The 19,117-nt window shown below is 60.5% G+C and carries 18 protein-coding genes; 9 read left to right on the top strand and 9 right to left on the bottom strand.

All coding sequences use genetic code 11. From position 1 onward, the window contains the following. Positions 1-119: 119 nt before the first annotated feature. Together AC0L2Y_RS16950 and AC0L2Y_RS16945 are read left to right on the top strand one after the other, a co-directional pair. Positions 120-1,670 carry a GumC family protein gene (locus AC0L2Y_RS16950; RefSeq protein ID WP_473557944.1) on the top strand — a complete coding sequence of 517 codons (1,551 nt, stop codon included), beginning with the start codon at positions 120-122 and terminating at the stop codon, positions 1,668-1,670. Between the two features lie 8 nt (positions 1,671-1,678). Beyond that, on the top strand, positions 1,679-2,785 hold the full coding sequence (locus tag AC0L2Y_RS16945) for a glycosyltransferase (RefSeq protein ID WP_473557942.1): 1,107 nt from the start codon (positions 1,679-1,681) through the stop codon (positions 2,783-2,785). A gap of 94 nt (positions 2,786-2,879) precedes the next feature. Here AC0L2Y_RS16945 and AC0L2Y_RS16940 read toward each other — a convergent pair whose 3' ends face one another. Further along, positions 2,880-3,740 (bottom strand): alpha/beta hydrolase, encoded by an 861-nt coding sequence (locus AC0L2Y_RS16940; RefSeq protein WP_473557940.1) that lies wholly within the window; start codon positions 3,738-3,740, stop codon positions 2,880-2,882. A gap of 239 nt (positions 3,741-3,979) precedes the next feature. Between AC0L2Y_RS16940 and minC the strand changes: the two genes are divergently transcribed. Genes minC through minE form a run of 3 tightly spaced genes read left to right on the top strand, consistent with a single transcriptional unit; the run spans position 3,980 to position 5,803 of the window. Continuing rightward, entirely contained in the window at positions 3,980-4,699 is a 720-nt protein-coding gene (gene minC / locus AC0L2Y_RS16935) for a septum site-determining protein MinC (RefSeq protein WP_473557938.1), read from the top strand. 19 nt (positions 4,700-4,718) lie between these two features. Next, on the top strand, positions 4,719-5,534 hold the full coding sequence (gene minD / locus AC0L2Y_RS16930; protein WP_473557935.1) for a septum site-determining protein MinD: 816 nt from the start codon (positions 4,719-4,721) through the stop codon (positions 5,532-5,534). After that, the gene (minE, locus tag AC0L2Y_RS16925) at positions 5,531-5,803 is read left to right on the top strand and encodes a cell division topological specificity factor MinE (protein ID WP_023677151.1); all 273 of its coding nucleotides are present in this window, start codon (positions 5,531-5,533) and stop codon (positions 5,801-5,803) included. The genes minD and minE overlap by 4 nt, the downstream gene beginning before the upstream one ends. A 182-nt stretch (positions 5,804-5,985) precedes the next feature. Here the strand turns inward: minE and AC0L2Y_RS16920 are convergent, their stop codons facing one another. The 6 genes from AC0L2Y_RS16920 to AC0L2Y_RS16895 all read right to left on the bottom strand — a co-directional run bounded on the left by AC0L2Y_RS16920 (position 5,986) and on the right by AC0L2Y_RS16895 (position 12,946). Further along, a complete protein-coding gene (locus AC0L2Y_RS16920; RefSeq protein WP_473557933.1) occupies positions 5,986-7,305 on the bottom strand; it encodes an ABC transporter substrate-binding protein in 1,320 nt (439 codons plus the stop codon). Positions 7,306-7,400: 95 nt separating this feature from the next. Next, on the bottom strand, positions 7,401-8,249 hold the full coding sequence (locus AC0L2Y_RS16915) for a carbohydrate ABC transporter permease (protein ID WP_473557931.1): 849 nt from the start codon (positions 8,247-8,249) through the stop codon (positions 7,401-7,403). Continuing rightward, positions 8,246-9,163: a carbohydrate ABC transporter permease gene (locus AC0L2Y_RS16910; RefSeq protein ID WP_473558153.1), complete on the bottom strand. Its 918-nt coding sequence runs from the start codon at positions 9,161-9,163 to the stop codon at positions 8,246-8,248. The genes AC0L2Y_RS16915 and AC0L2Y_RS16910 overlap by 4 nt, the downstream gene beginning before the upstream one ends. 19 nt (positions 9,164-9,182) lie before the next feature. Then, positions 9,183-10,274, bottom strand: a complete 1,092-nt coding sequence (locus tag AC0L2Y_RS16905) for an ABC transporter ATP-binding protein (RefSeq protein ID WP_473557928.1) — start codon at positions 10,272-10,274, stop codon at positions 9,183-9,185. 49 nt (positions 10,275-10,323) lie between these two features. Next, complete coding sequence (arfA, locus tag AC0L2Y_RS16900) at positions 10,324-11,835, bottom strand: arabinosylfuranosidase ArfA (protein ID WP_473557926.1); 1,512 nt, start codon at positions 11,833-11,835, stop codon at positions 10,324-10,326. 184 nt (positions 11,836-12,019) lie between these two features. After that, positions 12,020-12,946 (bottom strand): ArsR/SmtB family transcription factor, encoded by a 927-nt coding sequence (locus tag AC0L2Y_RS16895; protein WP_352455343.1) that lies wholly within the window; start codon positions 12,944-12,946, stop codon positions 12,020-12,022. A 249-nt stretch (positions 12,947-13,195) separates the two neighbouring features. On the opposite strand from AC0L2Y_RS16895, the gene AC0L2Y_RS16890 reads away from it, so the two are divergent. Genes AC0L2Y_RS16890 through AC0L2Y_RS16875 form a run of 4 tightly spaced genes read left to right on the top strand, consistent with a single transcriptional unit; the run spans position 13,196 to position 17,225 of the window. Continuing rightward, positions 13,196-14,074, top strand: coding sequence for an ABC transporter permease (locus tag AC0L2Y_RS16890; protein WP_473557923.1), 879 nt, complete (start codon positions 13,196-13,198; stop codon positions 14,072-14,074). Beyond that, on the top strand, positions 14,071-14,892 hold the full coding sequence (locus AC0L2Y_RS16885; RefSeq protein ID WP_352661970.1) for an ABC transporter permease: 822 nt from the start codon (positions 14,071-14,073) through the stop codon (positions 14,890-14,892). The genes AC0L2Y_RS16890 and AC0L2Y_RS16885 overlap by 4 nt, the downstream gene beginning before the upstream one ends. A 22-nt stretch (positions 14,893-14,914) precedes the next feature. Beyond that, a complete protein-coding gene (locus AC0L2Y_RS16880) occupies positions 14,915-16,057 on the top strand; it encodes an extracellular solute-binding protein (RefSeq protein ID WP_023675643.1) in 1,143 nt (380 codons plus the stop codon). Further along, entirely contained in the window at positions 16,050-17,225 is a 1,176-nt protein-coding gene (locus AC0L2Y_RS16875; protein ID WP_473557921.1) for an ABC transporter ATP-binding protein, read from the top strand. Before AC0L2Y_RS16880 ends, AC0L2Y_RS16875 begins: the two co-directional genes overlap by 8 nt. 19 nt (positions 17,226-17,244) lie before the next feature. Here AC0L2Y_RS16875 and AC0L2Y_RS16870 read toward each other — a convergent pair whose 3' ends face one another. Further along, the gene (locus AC0L2Y_RS16870; protein ID WP_473557918.1) at positions 17,245-18,222 is read right to left on the bottom strand and encodes a branched-chain amino acid ABC transporter permease; all 978 of its coding nucleotides are present in this window, start codon (positions 18,220-18,222) and stop codon (positions 17,245-17,247) included. Position 18,223: 1 nt separating this feature from the next. Continuing rightward, complete coding sequence (locus AC0L2Y_RS16865; RefSeq protein WP_254819527.1) at positions 18,224-19,111, bottom strand: branched-chain amino acid ABC transporter permease; 888 nt, start codon at positions 19,109-19,111, stop codon at positions 18,224-18,226. Positions 19,112-19,117 lie beyond the last annotated feature (6 nt).

Below are 19,117 nucleotides of genomic sequence, written 5' to 3'. Positions count from 1 at the left end.
CAACGTCCGCCGGACGGACGGGGTGTATGAACAGTAAAATGGGCCAACTTGGAAAATAAGATGTTAACGATGTTTCTGTAGAGCAGGCCAAGCGTAATGATTTAACAAGGGTTGTCACCATGTCTGCCGGTTCCGGCACACCCCCTATCTCCGCGACGGCTTCCAACAACAGTGCATTCGAGCGTATCGCCAATGCACGGCGCAGGGCATTGCTGCAACAGCATGGCCCAGTCGCGGCGCTAAGCTCCGCGCCGGTGACGCCGCAACCTCCAGAGCCTGTCGCGACTGTGACCCTGGACAAGATCGGCGATTTCCTCGAGCTCGATTTTCGACGCCTGTTCGTCTGGCTGCGGGCCGGCCTCGCCCTGGCCTTCATGCTGGCGGTAATCGGGGGCATTGTCGGTGGCGCGTATGCATTGCTGAGCAAGCAGCGTTACACCGTCACGACCGAGGTTCTCATCAACCCATCCAATTTGCAGGTTGTGGAAAACGACCTCTACTCGCAACCGGGCCAGGTCGACAGCCAACTGCTCAGCACGCGCAGCAAGCAGCGCATCCTGACCTCGGGCAACGTGCTTTCCCGTGTGGTGGACGAACTGAATCTGACTCACGATCCGGAGTTTTTCGATCCGGACCGGAGCACATCCTCATCTGGCGCTGTGGCGAAGCCCGACCCGAGGCTTATCGCCTTGAAGAACCTGGCGGACCGGGTAGACGCGATCGCGGACCCGACATCGTTTGTCACAACCCTCTCGGTATCTGCGGAAACCACCGCCAAGGCGATCCTGATCTCGCAGGCCATAGTCAAAAACTTCCAGGAAGAACTGGCCAAGGCCGAAGCTGCCGGCGCCAGCCGTGCCGCGGCTGCCCTTGACAGCCGGCTTGGCCAACTCAAGAGCGACGTGCAGACTGCCGAAGAGAAGGTCGAGAGCTACAGGCGCAGCCACAACCTGTCGTCCAGCAATGGCCAGCTCGTCAGTTCGCAGACGCTGACGCAGCTCAACGGCGAAATCGTCGATGCGCAATCGCGCGTAATCGCCGCACAGGCAAGCTACGACGCCCTGGTTGCCTCCGGTATCAATGGGGCCAATCCCGACCCCACGGTTTCGGAAGCGCTCGCGGCGCTACGCGACAAGTCAAACGGCCTGCGGCAGCAGATCGACTCACAGTCGATGACCTTCGGCCCGCGTCACCCGACGATTGTCAGGCTCAGGACAGAACTCGAGACCGTCAACTCGCAACTCCGGGCCGAGTTCTCTCGCACCGTCGGCACGGCAAAGGCCAGCCTGGACAAGGCCAGGGCCTCGTTGGCTTCTCTCAACGCCAGGATGAACGATCTGAAGAGCAACGTTTTCACCGACAGCGAGTCCGAAGTCGCCCTACGTGAGCTTGAACGCGATGCCGCCTCCAAGAGAGCGGTCTATGAGAGCTTCCTGTCCCGTGCGCGCCAAATCAGCGAGCGCGAGCAGATCGACACCACAAACGTACAGGTGATTTCGACCGCGGTGCCGCCACCAGGGCGCTCATGGCCACCGCGCCCTGCCTTGGTGGCAGGCGCAGGAGCGTTCGCAGGCTTTGCCCTGGGCATGCTGCTGGCCATCGGCATGGGCATCATCCGCGACATGCGCCGGCCGCCGAACCAATCAGGCCTTGCCGCCAGCCGAGCCTGAAGCAAGGCATGGCGAAGCGCATCGTTTTCCACATCGCCAGCCTGAGGGGCGGCGGCGCCGAACGTGTTTTCGTCCTTATGGCAAATGAACTGGCGTCGCGTGGCCACGAGGTCACGCTTTTTACCTGGAACTCGGAAGGCCCTAACGCCGCGCTGCGTTCCGCTGCCGTGCACCTGGTCGACTTCGGCCTTCTCTTGCGCGGCGAGGGTTACGCCAAGTCGGCGACGCTGAAAGGCATCGTGCGGAGCGCAAATTTGTTCCACCGCCTTGATCCCGATGCGGTCTATAGTGCCCCGGAATTCGCCAATTTGGTGATGGCGCTGTCACTCATGTTGGCCAGAAGCCGGGCAAAATTCTTTCCAAGCTTCCACGCCGCCACCTCCCTGCCTGCCAGCGGCCTCGGCGCGAGGCTGGCGATCTGGCTTTCCGCGCTGGTTGCAGCGCGTGCAACCAAAGCCATCGCCGTTTCGGCGGGTGTCGGCCGTGACATCATCGCCCGCGGCTTCCCCGAATCCAAGGTCGTCGTCATCAACAACCCGCTGCCGCCGGCTGAAGCACCGCAGGGGAATTCCTATGCCTGGCAGGCAGCGTTGGCGGCGATGGGCGATGGCCCGGTCATCGCCACCGCCGGACGCCTGGTGCCGGTCAAGGACCACCGGACTTTGCTGCGGGCCTTCGCTGCCCTGCGCGTCGGCCGCCCTGCCCGGCTTGTCATCTTCGGCGAAGGTCCGCTGGCTGCCGAATTGCACGCCTATGCCGAGCAGATCGGCATCGGCGGGGACGTACTCTTTGCCGGCTACGTCAACGATCCCGCAACCTGTTATGCCGCAGCCGATCTGTTCGTCCTTACATCCACCAGCGAAGGCTTTGGCAATGTCTTGGTCGAGGCGATGGCCGCAGGTGTCCCCATAATCTCCACCGATGCTCCGCATGGCCCGCGCGAAATACTCGGTGACGGCCGTTTCGGCACCTTGGTGCCGGTCGGTGACGGCGCAGCCCTGGCGGAGGCGATGGCCGAGATGCTGGACCATCCCACCCCTGCTGCCGTGCTGAAAAAAAGGGCGGTGGATTTCACAGTCGATAAGATCGGCGATCGGTACGAAGCGTTGCTCTGATTGTCGCGCACTGCCAGCACATCGGCGTTGGATGCGATCGACGTGGTCGGGTTTTGATCGCCGTAATCTCTTCACGGGCTGGAGCGCGACGAATTCATCGTGAGGCGTTCCCTCGTTCCTTGAGTTGTTGGGCGAAGAAATCCTTGACCGAATCGAGAACCGCGTCCCGTTCGTGAGATACGCCTGGCAGCAAATCGAAGCGCACGCGCGCACCCGCCTCCTCGAACGATCGACACAATGCCATGAGGCGTTCCGGCCGTGTTAGCCCCGCATCGTTGGCGCCCGGCATCCAATGGGTGCTGCCTTGGACATGAGTGATTTCCCAAGTCTCCAGGTCAGCGTCGCCGACGATCATCTGGACAGGCACTTTTGCCAGCGCTACGGCATCGAAGGTGATGCCGAACTTCTCCGGCAGATCGCGAATGCCCACCCACCAGTCATGCGTCGGATCGAGCAAGGTCACCGAGCCTGGCGCGCCGATTGAGGCCGCCCAGAGCCTGTCGGGATGCAGGATAGCAAAACGATGCGTGAAATGCCCGCCGCCGGAAAATCCGAACATGGCAAAACGGCTCCAATCCTGACTGTATTTGGCGCTGACCTCCTCAATCATCGCGAGCAGCACCTGATCGTAGCGTATGTTGCCCTCGAGCATATATTTGTACCCGCTGCGGGCATCATCGCCGAGAACGCCGATGGGAAACAGCGGACACAAAACGGCGCAGCCGTTCCAGCGTCCGAACTCGGAAAACGCGTCGCGGAATCCAAGAAAAGAGGTGCGGCCGGTGCCATGGATGGCGGCCATCAGATCGACTTTGGCGCCTTCCCCAACCGCGGGAGGCACATACAGGCAATAGTGAAAGCGCGGGTCTGATTTGGAAGCAAAGATGGCGGTCGCGCCAAGGTCATAGGTAGCGCGACCGCGATCCGCGACAGGCCCCCTGGCAACGCTTGTCAAATCGATAACTCCTTAATAGGCGCGGCATTCCGGCAACAATATACCGGTCGGCCGACCTCGTGAACTGGAGACGCCTCCAGGCAGCCGCGAGGAGGACCTCGTCGTGCATCGGAAGCAGGGCGCCCGGCGGGACGATCGGAGGCAAAAAGAATGCCTCCGCCAACGCCTCGGGAAGCCGCCATTAACTTTTCGTTAACCATGCCGGGCTAGCCTTAACCAATCAGTAAGGACTCGCCTCTGTGACCTGCGTCGCTCCCATCCAAAACAAGTCCATACGCTTTCGAGCGCGCTCGTTTGTAGCCTTCACCCTCACCCCTGAGGCCCCGCTAGGGGAATGGCTGCAAAGCCTCGATCACTGGACCGAAAACTCTCCCGGCTTCTTTGCCGGCCGTCCGGTCGTGCTCGATCTGAGTATGCTCAAGCCCGAAGTGGGCGAGATGCGGGATCTGGTCTTACAGCTCGCGGAGCGCGGGATTCGCATTTACGCGATCGAGGCCGATGGCAATGTTGCTCTCGATGCCGATCTGCCGCCGCTCCTCGTTGGCGCCAAGGAGGCCACCGCTGATGCGCTTTACGTGCAGCCTGACCCGAAGGCCGCCGCTGAGGCCAAGACGGAAGAGCCGCAGGCGCCGAACTCATTGATGATCAAGGCACCGATCCGCTCCGGCCAGTCGATCTTTCACCCAGATGGCGATGTGGTCATTGTCGGCTCCGTCAGTTCCGGATCCGAGATCATCGCCGGAGGATCGATCCATGTCTACGGCACGCTGCGTGGACGTGCGTTCGCCGGCGCTACGGGAAATTCCGCGGCTCGTATCTTTTGCCGGAAAAACGAAGCCGAACTTCTGGCGGTGGACGGCTGGTACCGCACCGCCGAGGAAATGGACGCCTCCTCGCGAGGAAGGCCGGTACAGGCCTTTCTCGAGGACGGCGCACTTTGCGTCGCACCGCTCAACTAACAACATTGGAGGCACAAATATGGGCAAGGTAGTGGTTGTCACATCCGGCAAGGGGGGTGTCGGCAAGACGACCTCGACGGCCGCTCTCGGCGCCGCGGTCGCGAAAACCGGCAAGCGGGTGGCCCTCGTCGACTTCGATGTCGGCCTGCGCAACCTCGATCTGATCATGGGTGCCGAGCGGCGCGTTGTTTTCGATATCGTCAACGTCATTCAGGGAACCGCCAAGCTTTCGCAGGCGCTGATCCGTGACAAGCGGCTCGAAACGCTGTTCCTGCTGCCGGCCTCGCAAACGCGCGACAAGGATGCCCTCACCGAGGACGGTGTCGCCGATGTCATCGACAAGCTGCGCTCGGTTTTCGACTACGTCTTCTGCGATAGCCCAGCCGGCATAGAGCGGGGCGCGCAACTTGCCATGCGCTTTGCCGACGAGGCGGTAATCGTTACCAACCCGGAAGTGAGCTCGGTCCGCGATTCCGATCGCATCATCGGCCTGCTCGACTCCAGGACGATGAAAGCCGAGCAAGGTGAATTGATTGCCAAACACGTCCTCGTCACGCGCTATGATGCAGCGCGCGCGGCCCGCGGCGAGATGCTCAGCATCGATGACGTGCTCGAGATCCTGTCCACGCCTCTGCTGGGAATAATTCCCGAGAGCCAGGACGTGCTGCGCGCATCCAATGTGGGCGCGCCGGTTACGCTCAGCGAAAACACCAACCCCGCCGCACGCGCCTATATCGACGCGGCAAGAAGACTTGAGGGCGAGGACCTGCCGGTCATTCTGCCTTTCGAGCGGAGGGGCCTTCTCGACCGGCTGTTGGGAAGGAGGGCAGCATGAACCTGCTCGATATCTTCAAGCGCCGCGGCAGCGCGCCGGTGGCGCGCGAACGCTTGCAACTGCTGTTGGCTTACGAGCGTCGAAGCCGCAACCAGCCCGATCTCGTCTCCGTGTTGCGCGAGGAGATCATGGCGGTGATCGCCCGGCATGTTCAGGTCGATCAGGATTTCCTGCAGGTGAGCATGGATCACGGCGAGACGACATCGAGATTGGAGATCGACATCCAGATCCCCAACAAGGTCGCAATGCCCATGGCCGCGGCGTTCTAATGGAACCCTCCAGGCAGGGCTTGCGTCGGCTGCTGCCGAGGTTGCGGTGCCGTGGTTGGCGTGTTTGACCCGGTTGCCACCGGCAAGTCTCGCAATTCGAGGACAATAATCACTGCCTCACCAAAACCCCGCGGCCGTTTCCAGCCGCGGGGCGCCTTGGGAGGGCCTTTCGAAACCCGTGATCAGATGTTGGCGAGCAATTCGTTGACGCGGCTTTCCATGTCGGCAAGGGCGGTGTCGACGTCCTTCTGGCCACTGATTGCTGCACTCATCTCTTCGCCGATGATGTCCTGGATCGCAAACTGACGCTGTACGGCGGACGGCAGCGGCTTGCCGAGGTCGGCGACCGCAGAGATCGTGTTGCGATGCGGCAGGGCCTCGAAGGCCTCCGAGGTGATGACGGCCTTATAGGCCGGCAAGTGGCCGGTGCGCGACCATTCGAAGTCGTTGTCGGCGAAGAACTTCAGGAATTTGCCGATGGCCGCGATCTGTTCAGGCGTGCGGTCTTTCTGCGAAACGGCCCAGGTGTGGCCGTCGGCATATTGCGCGTGGGTGCCGCCAAACAGCTGCGGATACGGATAGACCGCATAGCCGCCCTTGTTGAGCGCCGTACCCTTGGTCTCGGACTGAGCGTTGTAATCGCCGACCACCCAGGTGCCGTTGAGGTGGACGCCACCCTCGCCGGCAAGGAAGGCGTTGATCGAGCCGCCATAGTCGAGATCCTTGGTGGTGTAACCCTTCTCGAAGATCGCCTTGTACATCTCGACGACCTTCTTGGCTTCCGGCGTATTCAACTTCACATGTTTCGGATCGGCGAAGAAATCGGAATCCTGCTGGAAAAGATAGGTGTAGAGGTTGCGTGTGTAGAGTGCAGTCTCATTGGCCAGGTTTTGGACGAAATAAGGCTTGCCCGTCTTCTGCTTGAACTGTTCGGCCTGGGCGAGCAGTTCCTCGGGCGACTTTGGAAAGATCGGCGTGCCGTCGGCATTGACCAGGCCGGCTTGTTTGAAAAGATCCATGTTGATGTGATAGAGCATCGTCCAGCTGTCGATCGGCAGGCCGTAGATCTTGCCGTCTTTGGTGGCGCCATTGCGCGCCGCGTCGGTGAAGGCGTCGGGTGTCACGCCGACCGACTTCAAGAGATCGTCGAGCGGCATCAACAGGCCCTTCGACTGATAATCCGACAGTACGGATTCATGGATCGTGACGATGTCCGGAGCGTCGCCTGAAGCGAACTGCGCGGTCAGCTGATCATAGCCGGGCCATTCCACGGTGGTGACGTTGACGTGGACATCGGGATTGTCGGCGTTGAACTTGTTGATCAGCGAGGTGATGATGCCGCATTCGCCAACGGCCTTGGTGGGATCGGTGTTGGTGCCGAAATCGGCATCGCAGGCGCCGAAAAAGCGCTGCACGCTCAGTTCCGTGGCGGCGAAGCTTGGAGCTGCGAGCATCATTGCGCCCGCAGAAACTGCGGCAAACAGTATTTTCTTCAGTTTCATATCAGTTCCTCCTACTGAGTTTCCGCCGCTCCACCCTGGATTGGCTTTCGTGCTTCAATCGCTACGCATTCCCCCCGGCCGTCAGGCAGTCTTCGTTATCTCACCGCAGCACCGGAGACCGCCGTGACGATGTATTTCTGGAAGAACAGGTAGACGATCAGGATCGGTGCACCGGCGAACACCGCCTGCGCCATCAGGAAGCCGATGCCTTCGGACTGGGCGAAGTTGGTCTGGGTCGAGGCCATGCCCACCGTCAGCGTGAACATGTCCTTCCTCGTCGCCGAAATCAGCGGCCAGAAGTACTCGTTCCAGGCGCCGAGAAAGGTGAAGATGCCGAGCGTCGCCTGCGCAGGCAGCGTGAGCGGCAGAAGCACCTTCCAGAAAATCCTGAGCCGGCTGGCGTTATCGAGCATGGCGGCTTCGTCCAGCTCCTTCGGGATGGCCTTGAAATACTGGGTCATCAAGAAGACGCCGAACGGAGCCGAAAGGCCCGGCAGGATGAGCCCTTGATAGGTGTTGTGGAATTTCAGCATGCTGAAGATCTGGTGACGGGCGACGAGCACGGCCTGCTCCGGGACCGCCAGGCCGAACAGCACAATCACGAACAGCACGTCTCGGCCGGGGAAATTCAGCCGTGCAAAGCCGTAGCCGGCGAGCGACGACAGGATCAACGTGCCGAGCGTCAATCCGCCCGAGACGATGATGCTGTTGCGCACCCAGATGAACACCGACGAGGTGCCGACGGTATTGATGTAGTTCTTCAGCGTATAAGGCGCGTGAAACACCGAATTCGGATCGGCCATCAGCTCGGCATTGTCCTTGAGCGACAGGCCGATGACCCACAGAACCGGCGCGATCATGACGATCGAAAGCAGGATGACGAGGGCTAATAGCACGTGGTCGCCAAATGCCCGTCCCTTGATGGAAGTGGCTGGAGCGCTCATGCCTGGTCTCCCCTGCTGCGTGTCACCAGGTACTGGGCCATGGCCGCGATCAGGATGAGGATGAACAGGATTTCCGATGCAGCGGCACCCAGGCCGAGATCCCAGCGACGGAATGCGGTATCGTAGATGTAGAGCACGATCGGCTTGGTCAGGTTGTTCGGACCGCCGCGCGTCATCAGCCAGGCCTGGCCGAACAGCTGGAATTGCAGCACGATCTGAATGATGATCACCAGGATGAAGGTCCGCTTGATCGACGGCAGCGTGATCGAGCGTAGCGTCTGCCAGCGATTGGCATTGTCCAGCGCTGCCGCCTCGTAAATGTCCTGCGGAATCTGCTGGAGCGCCGAGAGAAAGAGCATCATCGGCAGGCCGATGCACCACCAGATGGTGGCAATGGCGATGCCGATCATCGCCAGGCTGGGATCGGAAATGAAGGCCGGTGCGGTCGCGCCGAACCATCCGTAGATCGTCGACAACAGGCCGACATTTGGAATGAAGACGATGCGCCAGATCAGCGTGACGATGGTGACCGACAGCACCGACGAGGAAAAGAACAGCGTCCGCAAAACCGCGGCAGTGCGCGTGCGGCGGTTGAGGCAAAGCGCCAGGAAAAGGCCGATCAGCGCCAGCGTCGGTACCGTCAGAAGCACGAAATAGAAGGTGTTCCAGATCGATTGCAGGAAAACCTTGTCGTGATACAGCCTGGCGTAATTGCCGAGACCGACAAAATTTCCGGACGAGAACGTGTCGGCCTTGTGGAAACTCAGCCACATCCCCCAGAGCAGCGGGAAGAGCAGCAGCGTGGTGAAGAAGAACAAGAATGGCGCAACGAAAATGAAGTTTCGCCATTGCGGCGCATAGATGTCGGCAGTAGGAGCTCCGACGCCGACAGCCAGCGTCGCGGTCGGGGACATCGCCAGCCGGTCAGCCATCTCAGGCCTCCCTCGCATGCCAGGCGCGGCCGGTCTCGTTGAACAGATGCGATTTCTGGCCGTCAAAGGCGAGCCCGATTCTGTCGCCGACGGCGACGCGGCTGTTGCCGGCATCCGAGCCGACGATCTGCTGGCCATCACCCAGCCGCGCGTAGATCAGCGTGCGTTCGCCGAGCCGCTCGAGCACATCGACGACGCCGTCGGCATTGCCCTGCCCGGCGGCAACGATGCGCACGTCTTCAGAACGGATGCCGAAAGTGTACTTGCCGTCGGTCAATTGGCTGGAGGCAATCTCGGTCTGCACCGAGATGCCGTCCGCAAACCTGGCTGTGGCGTTCTCGCCGGATCTGTCAAGCGTCGCATCGACGAAGTTCATCGCCGGTGCGCCGACGAAACCCGCGACGAATTTGGTCGCCGGGCGCTCGTATATCTCCATCGGGGTACCGATCTGGTCGATCTTGCGATTGTTCATGACGACAATGCGGTCGGCGAGCGTCATTGCCTCGACCTGGTCGTGGGTGACGAAGATCATCGTCGATTGCAGCCGCTGGTGAAGCTGAGCAAGCTCGATGCGGGTTCGGGTGCGCAACGCCGCATCGAGATTGGAGAGCGGCTCGTCGAACAGAAAGGCCTTCGGCTCCTTGACGATCGCACGGCCGATGGCGACGCGCTGGCGCTGACCGCCGGAGAGCTGGCCCGGCTTGCGATCGAGCAGATGCGGCATTTCGAGGATGCGAGCGGCTTCGTTGATGCGCGCCTCGATGACCTTGCCTGGTACGCCGATATTCGCAAGGCCGAAGGCCATGTTGTCGCGCACCGTCATATGCGGATAAAGCGCATAGGACTGGAACACCATCGCAATGCCGCGCTTGCCCGGCGGCAAATGATCGATGCGCTCGTTGTTGATGGCAATCTCGCCGCTATCGACAGCTTCGAGCCCGGCGATCATCCGAAGAAGCGTCGATTTTCCGCAGCCGGACGGGCCCAGGAACACGATGAATTCGCGTGCCCTTATGGAGAGCGACAGATGATCCAGCACGGTCATGGCACCGAACTGCTTGCTCACGTTCCTGATCTCGATATTGGCCGTCACGTCGACGCTCCTCCTCAGCGTTTGCGCTTTCTCGATGATCCGCCTGAACTCAGAGCCTCAGGCGTATGACCTGGTAGGAATAGGCCGGCAGCGACAGGCTCAGCTTGCCGCCGGCGAGCGAGGCGCCCTCACCCTTCCTGGGGCTGACATTGCCAGGGTTTTCGGCCGAATTGACGGCTTTCAGATCGGCGTGTGCCATCACCCGGTGATCGACGATCTCCGCCGCGCCGAAGCCGGTGAGATCGACCACTGTTTCGATTGCCTCGCTCGAATGGCGGTTGACGGCGAAGAACGTGACGTGGCCGGTTTGCCTGTCGTGCACGCCGGCAACATCGACATAGGCGACCTCGCCCGCAACGGTGGATTTGTAGGTCGGGCTTTCCACCTTGAGATCCAGCGCGTTGCCGCGGCCATAGTTAGAAGCAAACAGATAGGGATAAAAAATCGTCTGCCGCCATGCCGGGCCATTCGGAACGGTCATGATCGGCGCGATGACATTGACCAGTTGTGCCAGGCAGGCGATCTTGACGACATCGGAACGGCGGATGAAGGTGTTGAGGATCAGGCCGACCTGCAGCACATCCTCGAAATTATAGATGTCTTCGAGCAACGGCGGGGCGAACGGCCAACCGTCGCTGCCGCCGAGTATCTTCCTGTCCTGCTCCTTGGAATGGTACCAGACGTTCCATTCGTCGAACGAGATGTAGACCTGCTTGTTGGAGCGCTTCTTGGCCTTGATATACTCGATGACGCCGGCGACCGAGACAATGTAGTCGTCGAGCTTTTCGCTCATGGCGAGATAGTTCGGAGCATCGTTGGCTTCGTTGTCGAAATACATGTGCAGCGAGATGTAGTCGACCTCGTTGTAGGTGTGGTCGAGAACCGTCGCTTCCCATTCAGGGTAGGTGGGCATCTTGGCATTCGAAGATCCGCAGACCACCAGCTCGAGTGACTTGGAGAAGGCGCGCATGGCCTTGGCCGTCTCATGCGCCAGGCGGCCATACTCGTCCGCGGTCTTGTGGCCGATCTGCCAGGGGCCATCCATTTCATTGCCGAGGCACCAGAGCTTGACGTCGAAGGGCTCCTTGCGGCCGTTGGCGATGCGCCTGTCGCTCCATTTGCTGCCGCCGGGATGGTTGGCGTACTCCAGCAGGTTGCGGGCTTCGTCTAGGCCGCGCGAGCCGAGATTGACGGCAAGCATCATCTCGGTGTTGGCGGAGGTGCACCAATCGGCAAATTCATGCAGGCCGACTTCGTTGCTTTCCGATGTGTGCCAGGCGAGATCGAGGCGGACTGGGCGCTGTTCCTTGGGGCCAATGCCGTCTTCCCAATTGTAGGCGGAGACGAAATTGCCGCCGGGATAGCGGACGATCGGAACATTGAGTTCCCTGACGAGATCGATGACGTCCTGCCTCATGCCGTTGGCATCCGCTGTCGGATGGCCGGGCTCGTAGATGCCGGTGTAAACTGCTCGCCCCAGATGCTCGATGAAGGATCCGTAGAGCCTCGGATCGATTTCCGAGACAACATAATGCGGATGAGCCGTAACGGCTGCCTTCATGCATTCCTCCCATCGATATCACAAACGATGATTTAAATCATCTTGCCCGATATCAAAGCGGGATTGGCAGCCCTTCGTCAAGCCAAAATACCCAAATGTAGGACAATTAGACGAACGCTTTGGCACGGTAGAAAGCCAGCTATTTGAAATTGCTGCGTTATCTTCAGAACCCGGTTTCATGATATCAACCAGTTTTGATCCTGAGCAGGATGTCCTGATCGTAATTTCCAAAGCCCTTGCCGAAAATGTTGATCCCGCCGGGGCGCTTGGCGTCATCCTTGACGCCGATACGGACGCGGATTGAATGATGGCTCTTCAGATCGAGTGCGGCGAGGCCGGTTTCGGAAATCCTGAGGCCGTCGACATAGGTGCCGTCATTGGCAATTCGCCAGTTCTTCAGCTTGCCGTATTGCGAGCCCTTGAGCTTCCACCATGAGGGCGTGAAGACGCCGCGCTTGTCGCCGAAATCCCCTGGCGACGTCCAGGTGCCGACATCGACGCCATTGATCGTCAGCGTGATGTCCGAGGGCCAATCGGCGCTGGTGCCCGGCACTTCCGAGGACAGCTCTATCGCCACTTCGAGTCCGGTGATCTCGGCATTGGCGAGCTTGGCATTGTTGGGGAACTGGTATTCGACAAAACCGCGCGTGAACCATAGCAGACCGGCTTTCATGCGGTCCGGATCGAGGAAAGTGTTGGGAACATCTAGCAGGCCGATGATGCCGTCCGGCGAGCAAAGGCCGCAAGGTGCGGTGACCTCGAAGCCGGTATAAAGCCCGATCGGCATCGACACTTCGATCGCGTCGTTCTTGACCGCACGATATTCGCTCTTGAACACGACGAGCACTTCTTCGGCCGTCGGATAACAGATTTTCTGACTGCCTTTCTTCGCTTTCAGGTTCTCGGTGCGGATCAGCCCCGCATCCTCCAGCACCTGGATGTTGGTCGAGACGGTCGACTGCGGCAGCGACAGCACGGCGGCGATTTCGTTGACATTCATCGGCCCCTTTTCATGCAGCAGTTTCAGCATCGAGATGCGCGCCGAGGAGGCAAGCCCCTTGAGCACGGCAATGCCTTCCTCAGGTTCAATCACCAGAAAATTGCGACTCATGAAATTGCCCGACCCATGCAAAATCTATATCCGAAATTATCCTGTATATCGGGATATCTGATTTAATCAATGCGCAGGCAGAACGCCGGGCAATTTGTCGAATCCAGCAGGACCGATAACCGGGCAGTGGCGCTGCACAGAATTTGCGCAGGAGCCATATGCAGAGTGGACACCTGAACGCCGATCGCCCAATCTGGTCCGGAGCCGAGCCCGGTGATGGCGGCTTGCATATAAAGTGGTTGGACGGTCGTGACCAAAGGGTGGAAATTATACGATCAGCGACTGGCCTGGGTCCTCGTCGCGCCTGTGCTTTTGCTGCTTACCCTGCTTCTGCTGCTGCCGATCGCGATGATGACGGTCTACACGTTTTTCACCTTCGTCACCGCGGGAGTGGAGTCGGCGGTACTGACCTTCGACAACTGGAAGGAATTCCTCACTGACAGCTACTATCACGGTTTTCTTTGGAAGACCGTTCGCGTTGGCGCCATCACCGCGGTGATCTGTGCGATCCTTGGCTATTTCCCCGCCTATTTCATCTGGGCCACGACCTTCAGGCACAAATGGCTGCTGTTGTTGCTGCTCATCGTGCCGTTCTGGATCAGCTTCACCATCCGGACGTTCTCGTGGATTCACATCCTCGGCGAACAGGGGCTGATCAACGTCGCGCTCATCAGGCTGGGGGTCATCAACGAGCCGTTGCCGATGCTCTACACCGAGGGCGCCGTCATCATGGGGCTGCTGCATTTTCTGCTGCCCTATATGATCCTGAACGTCTATGTCAGCCTGGAAAGCATCGACCGCACCCTGATCGCCGCCGCCCGCTCGATGGGCTGTACCAGCGCGCAGGCGTTCCGCGAAGTGACCCTGCCGCTATCGATGCCGGGGCTGGGCGCCGGGCTGCTGCTCTGCTTCGTGCTGGCGGCCGGTTCCTATGTGACGCCGCAGCTGCTCGGCGGCAGCCGCGATGCGCTGTTCGGCAACCTGATCTACGATACCATCATGGGGCAGCTCAATTGGCCGATGGGCGCCACGCTTTCGATCGTCCTGTTCGTCCTGCTCGGCGCGGCCGCGGCCGCCTACAGCCGCTATATGGGCCTATCGCAGATCATGAAGGGCCTCAGTGCATGAGAGCGGATCATCCCGATCGCGAAGGCAGATGGGCGTGGCGGCTGACCGGCGCGATCACGGTGTGCGTCTACGTCTTTATGTTTGCGCCGATCCTCGCGACGATCGTGCTTTCCTTCAACGCCTCGATGTTCGGCGGCTTTCCCCTTACCGGCTTCAGCCTGCGATGGTATGAAAAGCTGCTCACCAACGAGCCGGTTCTCGACGCCTTCAGGACATCGATGTGGATTGCCCTGGTGACGGCAACGGTGACGACGCTGCTCGGCATCATGGCGGCATTGGCGCTGGTGCGCTTCGAGTTCCGTGGCAAGCAGGCGATCAACACGCTTGTCATTCTTCCCGCGCTGGTCCCCGAAACGATACTCGGCGTCGGCCTGCTGGTCATGATCAAAGCCGTCGACCAGCCGCGCAGCATGACGCTGCTGGTGCTCGGCCACATTCTGCTCACGCTCCCCTACGTGGTGCTGATCGTCCAGGCGCGCATGGTCGGCATAAAACGTTCCTATGAGGAGGCAGCGCTTTCGCTCGGGGCGCCGCGTGTGTCGACATTCCGCGAGATCACGCTGCCGCTGCTCATTCCCGCAGTGCTTGCCAGTGTTCTGCTCGCGTTCACCATTTCGTTCGACAACACCTCGGCCAGCCTGTTCTGGCGGCCGGCGGGCGTCGAGACCATGCCGACGCAAATCCTTTCGATGCTGAAGATCTCGATCAGCCCCGAGGTGAACGCGCTCGGAACCGTCATGATCCTTTTGACGGTCGGCATTCCCTTGGCTGGCGGGCTCATCCTGCAAAGCCTCACCTGGTTCAAGGCAGGCAAGTGAAAATGAAAATGGGAGAATGGAAATGAAACTGACAACCACCAAACGACTGGAACGGCTCAACGAACGCTATGCCAATGGCGACATCAGCCGGCGATCATTCCTGACGCTGACGGCCGCCGCTGCCGCCGCCACCGGGCTTTCCATGCCCTGGATGGGACGGGCGCTGGCCGCGGTCTCGGAAGTGCGCTTCGACGGATGGGGCGGCGTGGTGCAGGAAGCGATCGATAAGTACGCGTTCCAGCCTTACACCGCCAAGTCCAAGGTCAAGGTCGTCCAGGGCACCTTTGGCGACGAGAACGAGATCATCACCAAGATCAAGACGTCGAAGCCGGGCGACTTCCAGATCGTCCATTCTTCCGGCGTCAACTACTACATCAAATATGTCAATGGCGGTTTCAATTCGGAGATCAACGAGGCGAACATTCCGAACATGGCGAATGTGCTGACCGCCATGATCGAGCCGTTCCGTAAGATCACGCCAAAGCTGTCGGCAGTGCCATATGATTACGGCACCACCGGCATCGCCTACAACAACAAGGTCATCTCGCCGGAGGAAGCCAAGGAAAAGGGCGCCAACCTGCTTACCGACACGAAATATGCCGGCAAGATCGGCGGCTACGCCGATATGACGACGCGCGTCTGGTATGCGGCGCTGCAGACGAAACAAGACCCCAACAACATCCAGGATATGGATGCGGTCTGGGCCAAGGTTCGCGAGACCCGGGACCTGGCCAAGAAATTCTGGAGTTCCGGCGCGGAACTCATGGACCTCCTGTCGCGAAACGAGATCGTCGTCACCGACGCCTGGTCAGGACGTGTCGCCGCCCTGCAGCAGCAGGGCCAGCCGATCGGCTATCTCGACCCTGCCGGCTCATACGCATGGATGGAGGACATGCTGGTGCTCAAGGGTTCGCCCATGGCCGAATGCGAGGAACTGATCAACTTCATGCTGGACCCGGCCACGTCGATCGCCGTCGCCGAGGGCCAGAACTATCCGCCATCGCTTGACCCGACCAAGGTGAAGCTGACCGACAAGATCGCAGCACTTCCGGCCTTCGACCCGACCGGATCTATGAAATCGCTGACCTTCGCCGATCCGCTCTACTGGGCGAAGAACGAAGACGCCTGGACCAAGCAATGGGACAGGGTGTCGAAAGGTGCATGACGACAACAGTCACGACCATCAGCCCCGGCCGGCTTCGGCTGGGGTTGCTGGTGACCCGCTCGCCCAGAGCGAGCGGCAGCCGATAGGAAAGCCTGCGGTCGAGTTTCGCGACATCGATATTTTCTACGGCAAGTTCGCCGCTGTACGCGATTTTTCACTGGCGATCCGCAAGGGTAGTTTCGTCACCTTGCTGGGTCCGTCCGGGTGCGGCAAGACGACGATCCTGCGATCGATCGCGGGCCTGGTCGACATCTCCAGTGGCCAGATCTCGATCGGCGGAAAGCGGGTCGACGACATCCCGATCTACAAGCGCAACATTGGTCTGGTGTTCCAGAACTACGCGCTTTTTCCGCACAAGAACGTCTTCGACAACGTCGCATTCGGCCTGAAATACCGAAATGTGCCGAAACCGGAAATCGTGCGCCGGGTCAAGAAGGCGCTGGATATGGTGCGGCTGCCCGGCAGCGAGACAAAGCTGCCCTCACAGCTTTCGGGCGGCCAGCAGCAACGCATCGCACTGGCCCGCGCCATCGTCTTCGAGCCGGAAGTGCTGCTGCTGGACGAGCCCTTGTCGGCGCTCGACGCCAATATGCGCGAGGACATGCGAGTCGAGATCAAGAAAATCCAGAGGGAGACGGGCATCACCGCTATCTTCGTGACGCACGACCAGGAAGAAGCCTTGTCGATGTCCGACGATATCGTCGTGATGAACGCCGGCCTGATCGAGCAGATCGGCTCCCCCGCGCAGGTCTATGACCAGCCGGCCACCGCATTCGTCGCCAATTTCCTTGGCAAGGCCAACATGCTGCCCGGCAGCGTGACAGTGATGGACGGCAAGATGGCGACGATCGCGCTGGCCAGCGGCCACGTCGTAAAGGCGGCCGCGCCTAAGGCGCTCGCGATTGGCAGCGCGGTCACCGTCGTCGTTCGCCCGCAGAAGCTCACCGTCGGTGCCGCCGGTGCTGCCAACAGGCTGGAGGGACGGGTCGTTTCGACCTCCTATCTCGGCGGCAACGCCGTCTACGAGATCGACATCGGCGCCGGCACGCAGGTGCGCGCCAACACGCTGATCGACGGCCAGCCGCTGCGTGAAGGCGAAGCGGTCGATGTCTGCTTCGACCCGCTGGGCTGCGTGCTTCTCGATGCGCAAGGCTTACGCATCGCGTAGCGAGGCGGAACTGAGCCGTTCAGTCTTTCGCGTTACCCTTTGGCCCGAGAAACCGTGCATAGACCTCACCGACAATACCGCGCCGGAAAACCAGCACACAGACCATGAAGGTCAGGCCGGTGGCGATGGTCACAGGAAAACTCGAGGTGGCGAGCGTGTTTTCCAGGCCGACGACCAGGCTGGCGCCAATGATCGGCCCGACCATGGTGCCGATGCCGCCGAGGAGCGTCATCAGGATCACCTCGCCCGACATCTGCCAGGTGACGTCGGTGAGCGTGGCAAACTGAAAAACGATCGCCTTGAGCGCGCCGGCCAGCCCGGCCAATGTTGCCGACATGACGAATGCCGCCAGCTTGTAATTGGCGACGGAATAGCCCAGCGAAATGGCCCGGCTCTCGTTTTCCCGGATGGAACGCAGGATCATGCCGAAAGGCGAGTTGATGATGCGCCAGATGGCGAACACGCCGATCAGGAAGACCGCCAGCACGAAATAATAGATGTTCATCGGGACGTTGAGGTCGAGCATGCCGAAGAGCGTTCCGCGCGGCACGCCCTGGATGCCGTCCTCACCTCCGGTGAACGGCGCCTGCACGCAGAAGAAGAAGAACATCTGCGACAGCGCCAGCGTGATCATGGCGAAATAGATACCTTGCCGGCGGATGGCAAAGAAGCCCATCACAAGGCCGAGCAGCGCGGCTCCCAGGACACCGAGCAGGATGCCCGCTTCCGGCGGCCAGCCCCAGACCTTGACCGCGTATGCGGTGAAATAAGCCGCCCCGCCGAAGAATGTCGCATGGCCGAAGGACAACAGCCCGGTGTAGCCGAGCAGAAGGTTGAACGCGCAGGCAAACAGCGCAAAGCACAGCATCTTCATCAGGAAGATCGGATAGACGAAGAAAGGCGCCACCAGCAGCGCCAGAATGGCGAGCCCCACCAGCGTCCATTCAAGCCATACCGAACTTTTGGCGCGCGTCTCGCGAAGTGAGAGTTCGGCCATCTCAGGCATCCCTTCCGAACAGGCCGGCTGGCCGGACCAGAAGCACGATCGCCATGATGACGAAGACCACCAGATTGGAGGCTTCGGGATAGAAAACCTTGGTCAGGCCTTCGGCGAGGCCAAGCATGTAACCGGTGACGATCGCCCCGAGGATCGATCCCATGCCGCCGACCACGACGACGGCGAAGACGACGATGATGAGGTCAGATCCCATCAGCGGGCTGACCTGATAGATCGGCGCGGCGAGAACCCCCGCAAGCCCGGCAAGAGCGGCGCCGAGGCCGTAGGTGAGAGTCAGCAGCAACGGCACGTTGACGCCGAAAGCCTGCACCAGGCCGGGGTTCTCCGTTGCCGCGCGCAGATAGGAGCCCAGCCTGGTCTTCTCGATCAGCGCCCAGGTGCCGAAACAGACGATCATCGAGGCGACCACCACCCAGCCGCGGTAATTAGGCAGGAACATGAAGCCGAGATTGGTTCCCCCGGAAAGCAGCGGCGGCACGGAATAAGGACTTCCCGATACGCCATAGTAGTAGCGGAACACCCCTTCGAGCACGAGCGCGAGGCCAAAGGTGAAAAGCAGCCCGTAGAGCGGGTCGATGTCGTAAAGCCTCGACAGCGCCAGGCGCTCGACCACGACGCCGAAGCCGCCGACGATCAGCGGCGACAGGATCAGAGCCGGCCAGTAGCCGATGCCGAACCGGGTGAGAAGCAGGTAGCCGATGAAGGCGCCGAGCATATAGAGCGCGCCGTGGGCGAAATTGATGACGCGCAACAGGCCGAATATGACAGCCAGGCCCAGGCTCAACATTGCGTAGAACGAGCCGTTGATGAGGCCGACCAGCAATTGGCCGAGGAATGCCTGAACGGGTATTCCGAAGATCATCGTCATGGCGCC

This window comes from Mesorhizobium sp. WSM4830 (assembly GCF_055811495.1).
This window is presented reverse-complemented; position numbering and strand designations above follow the sequence as displayed.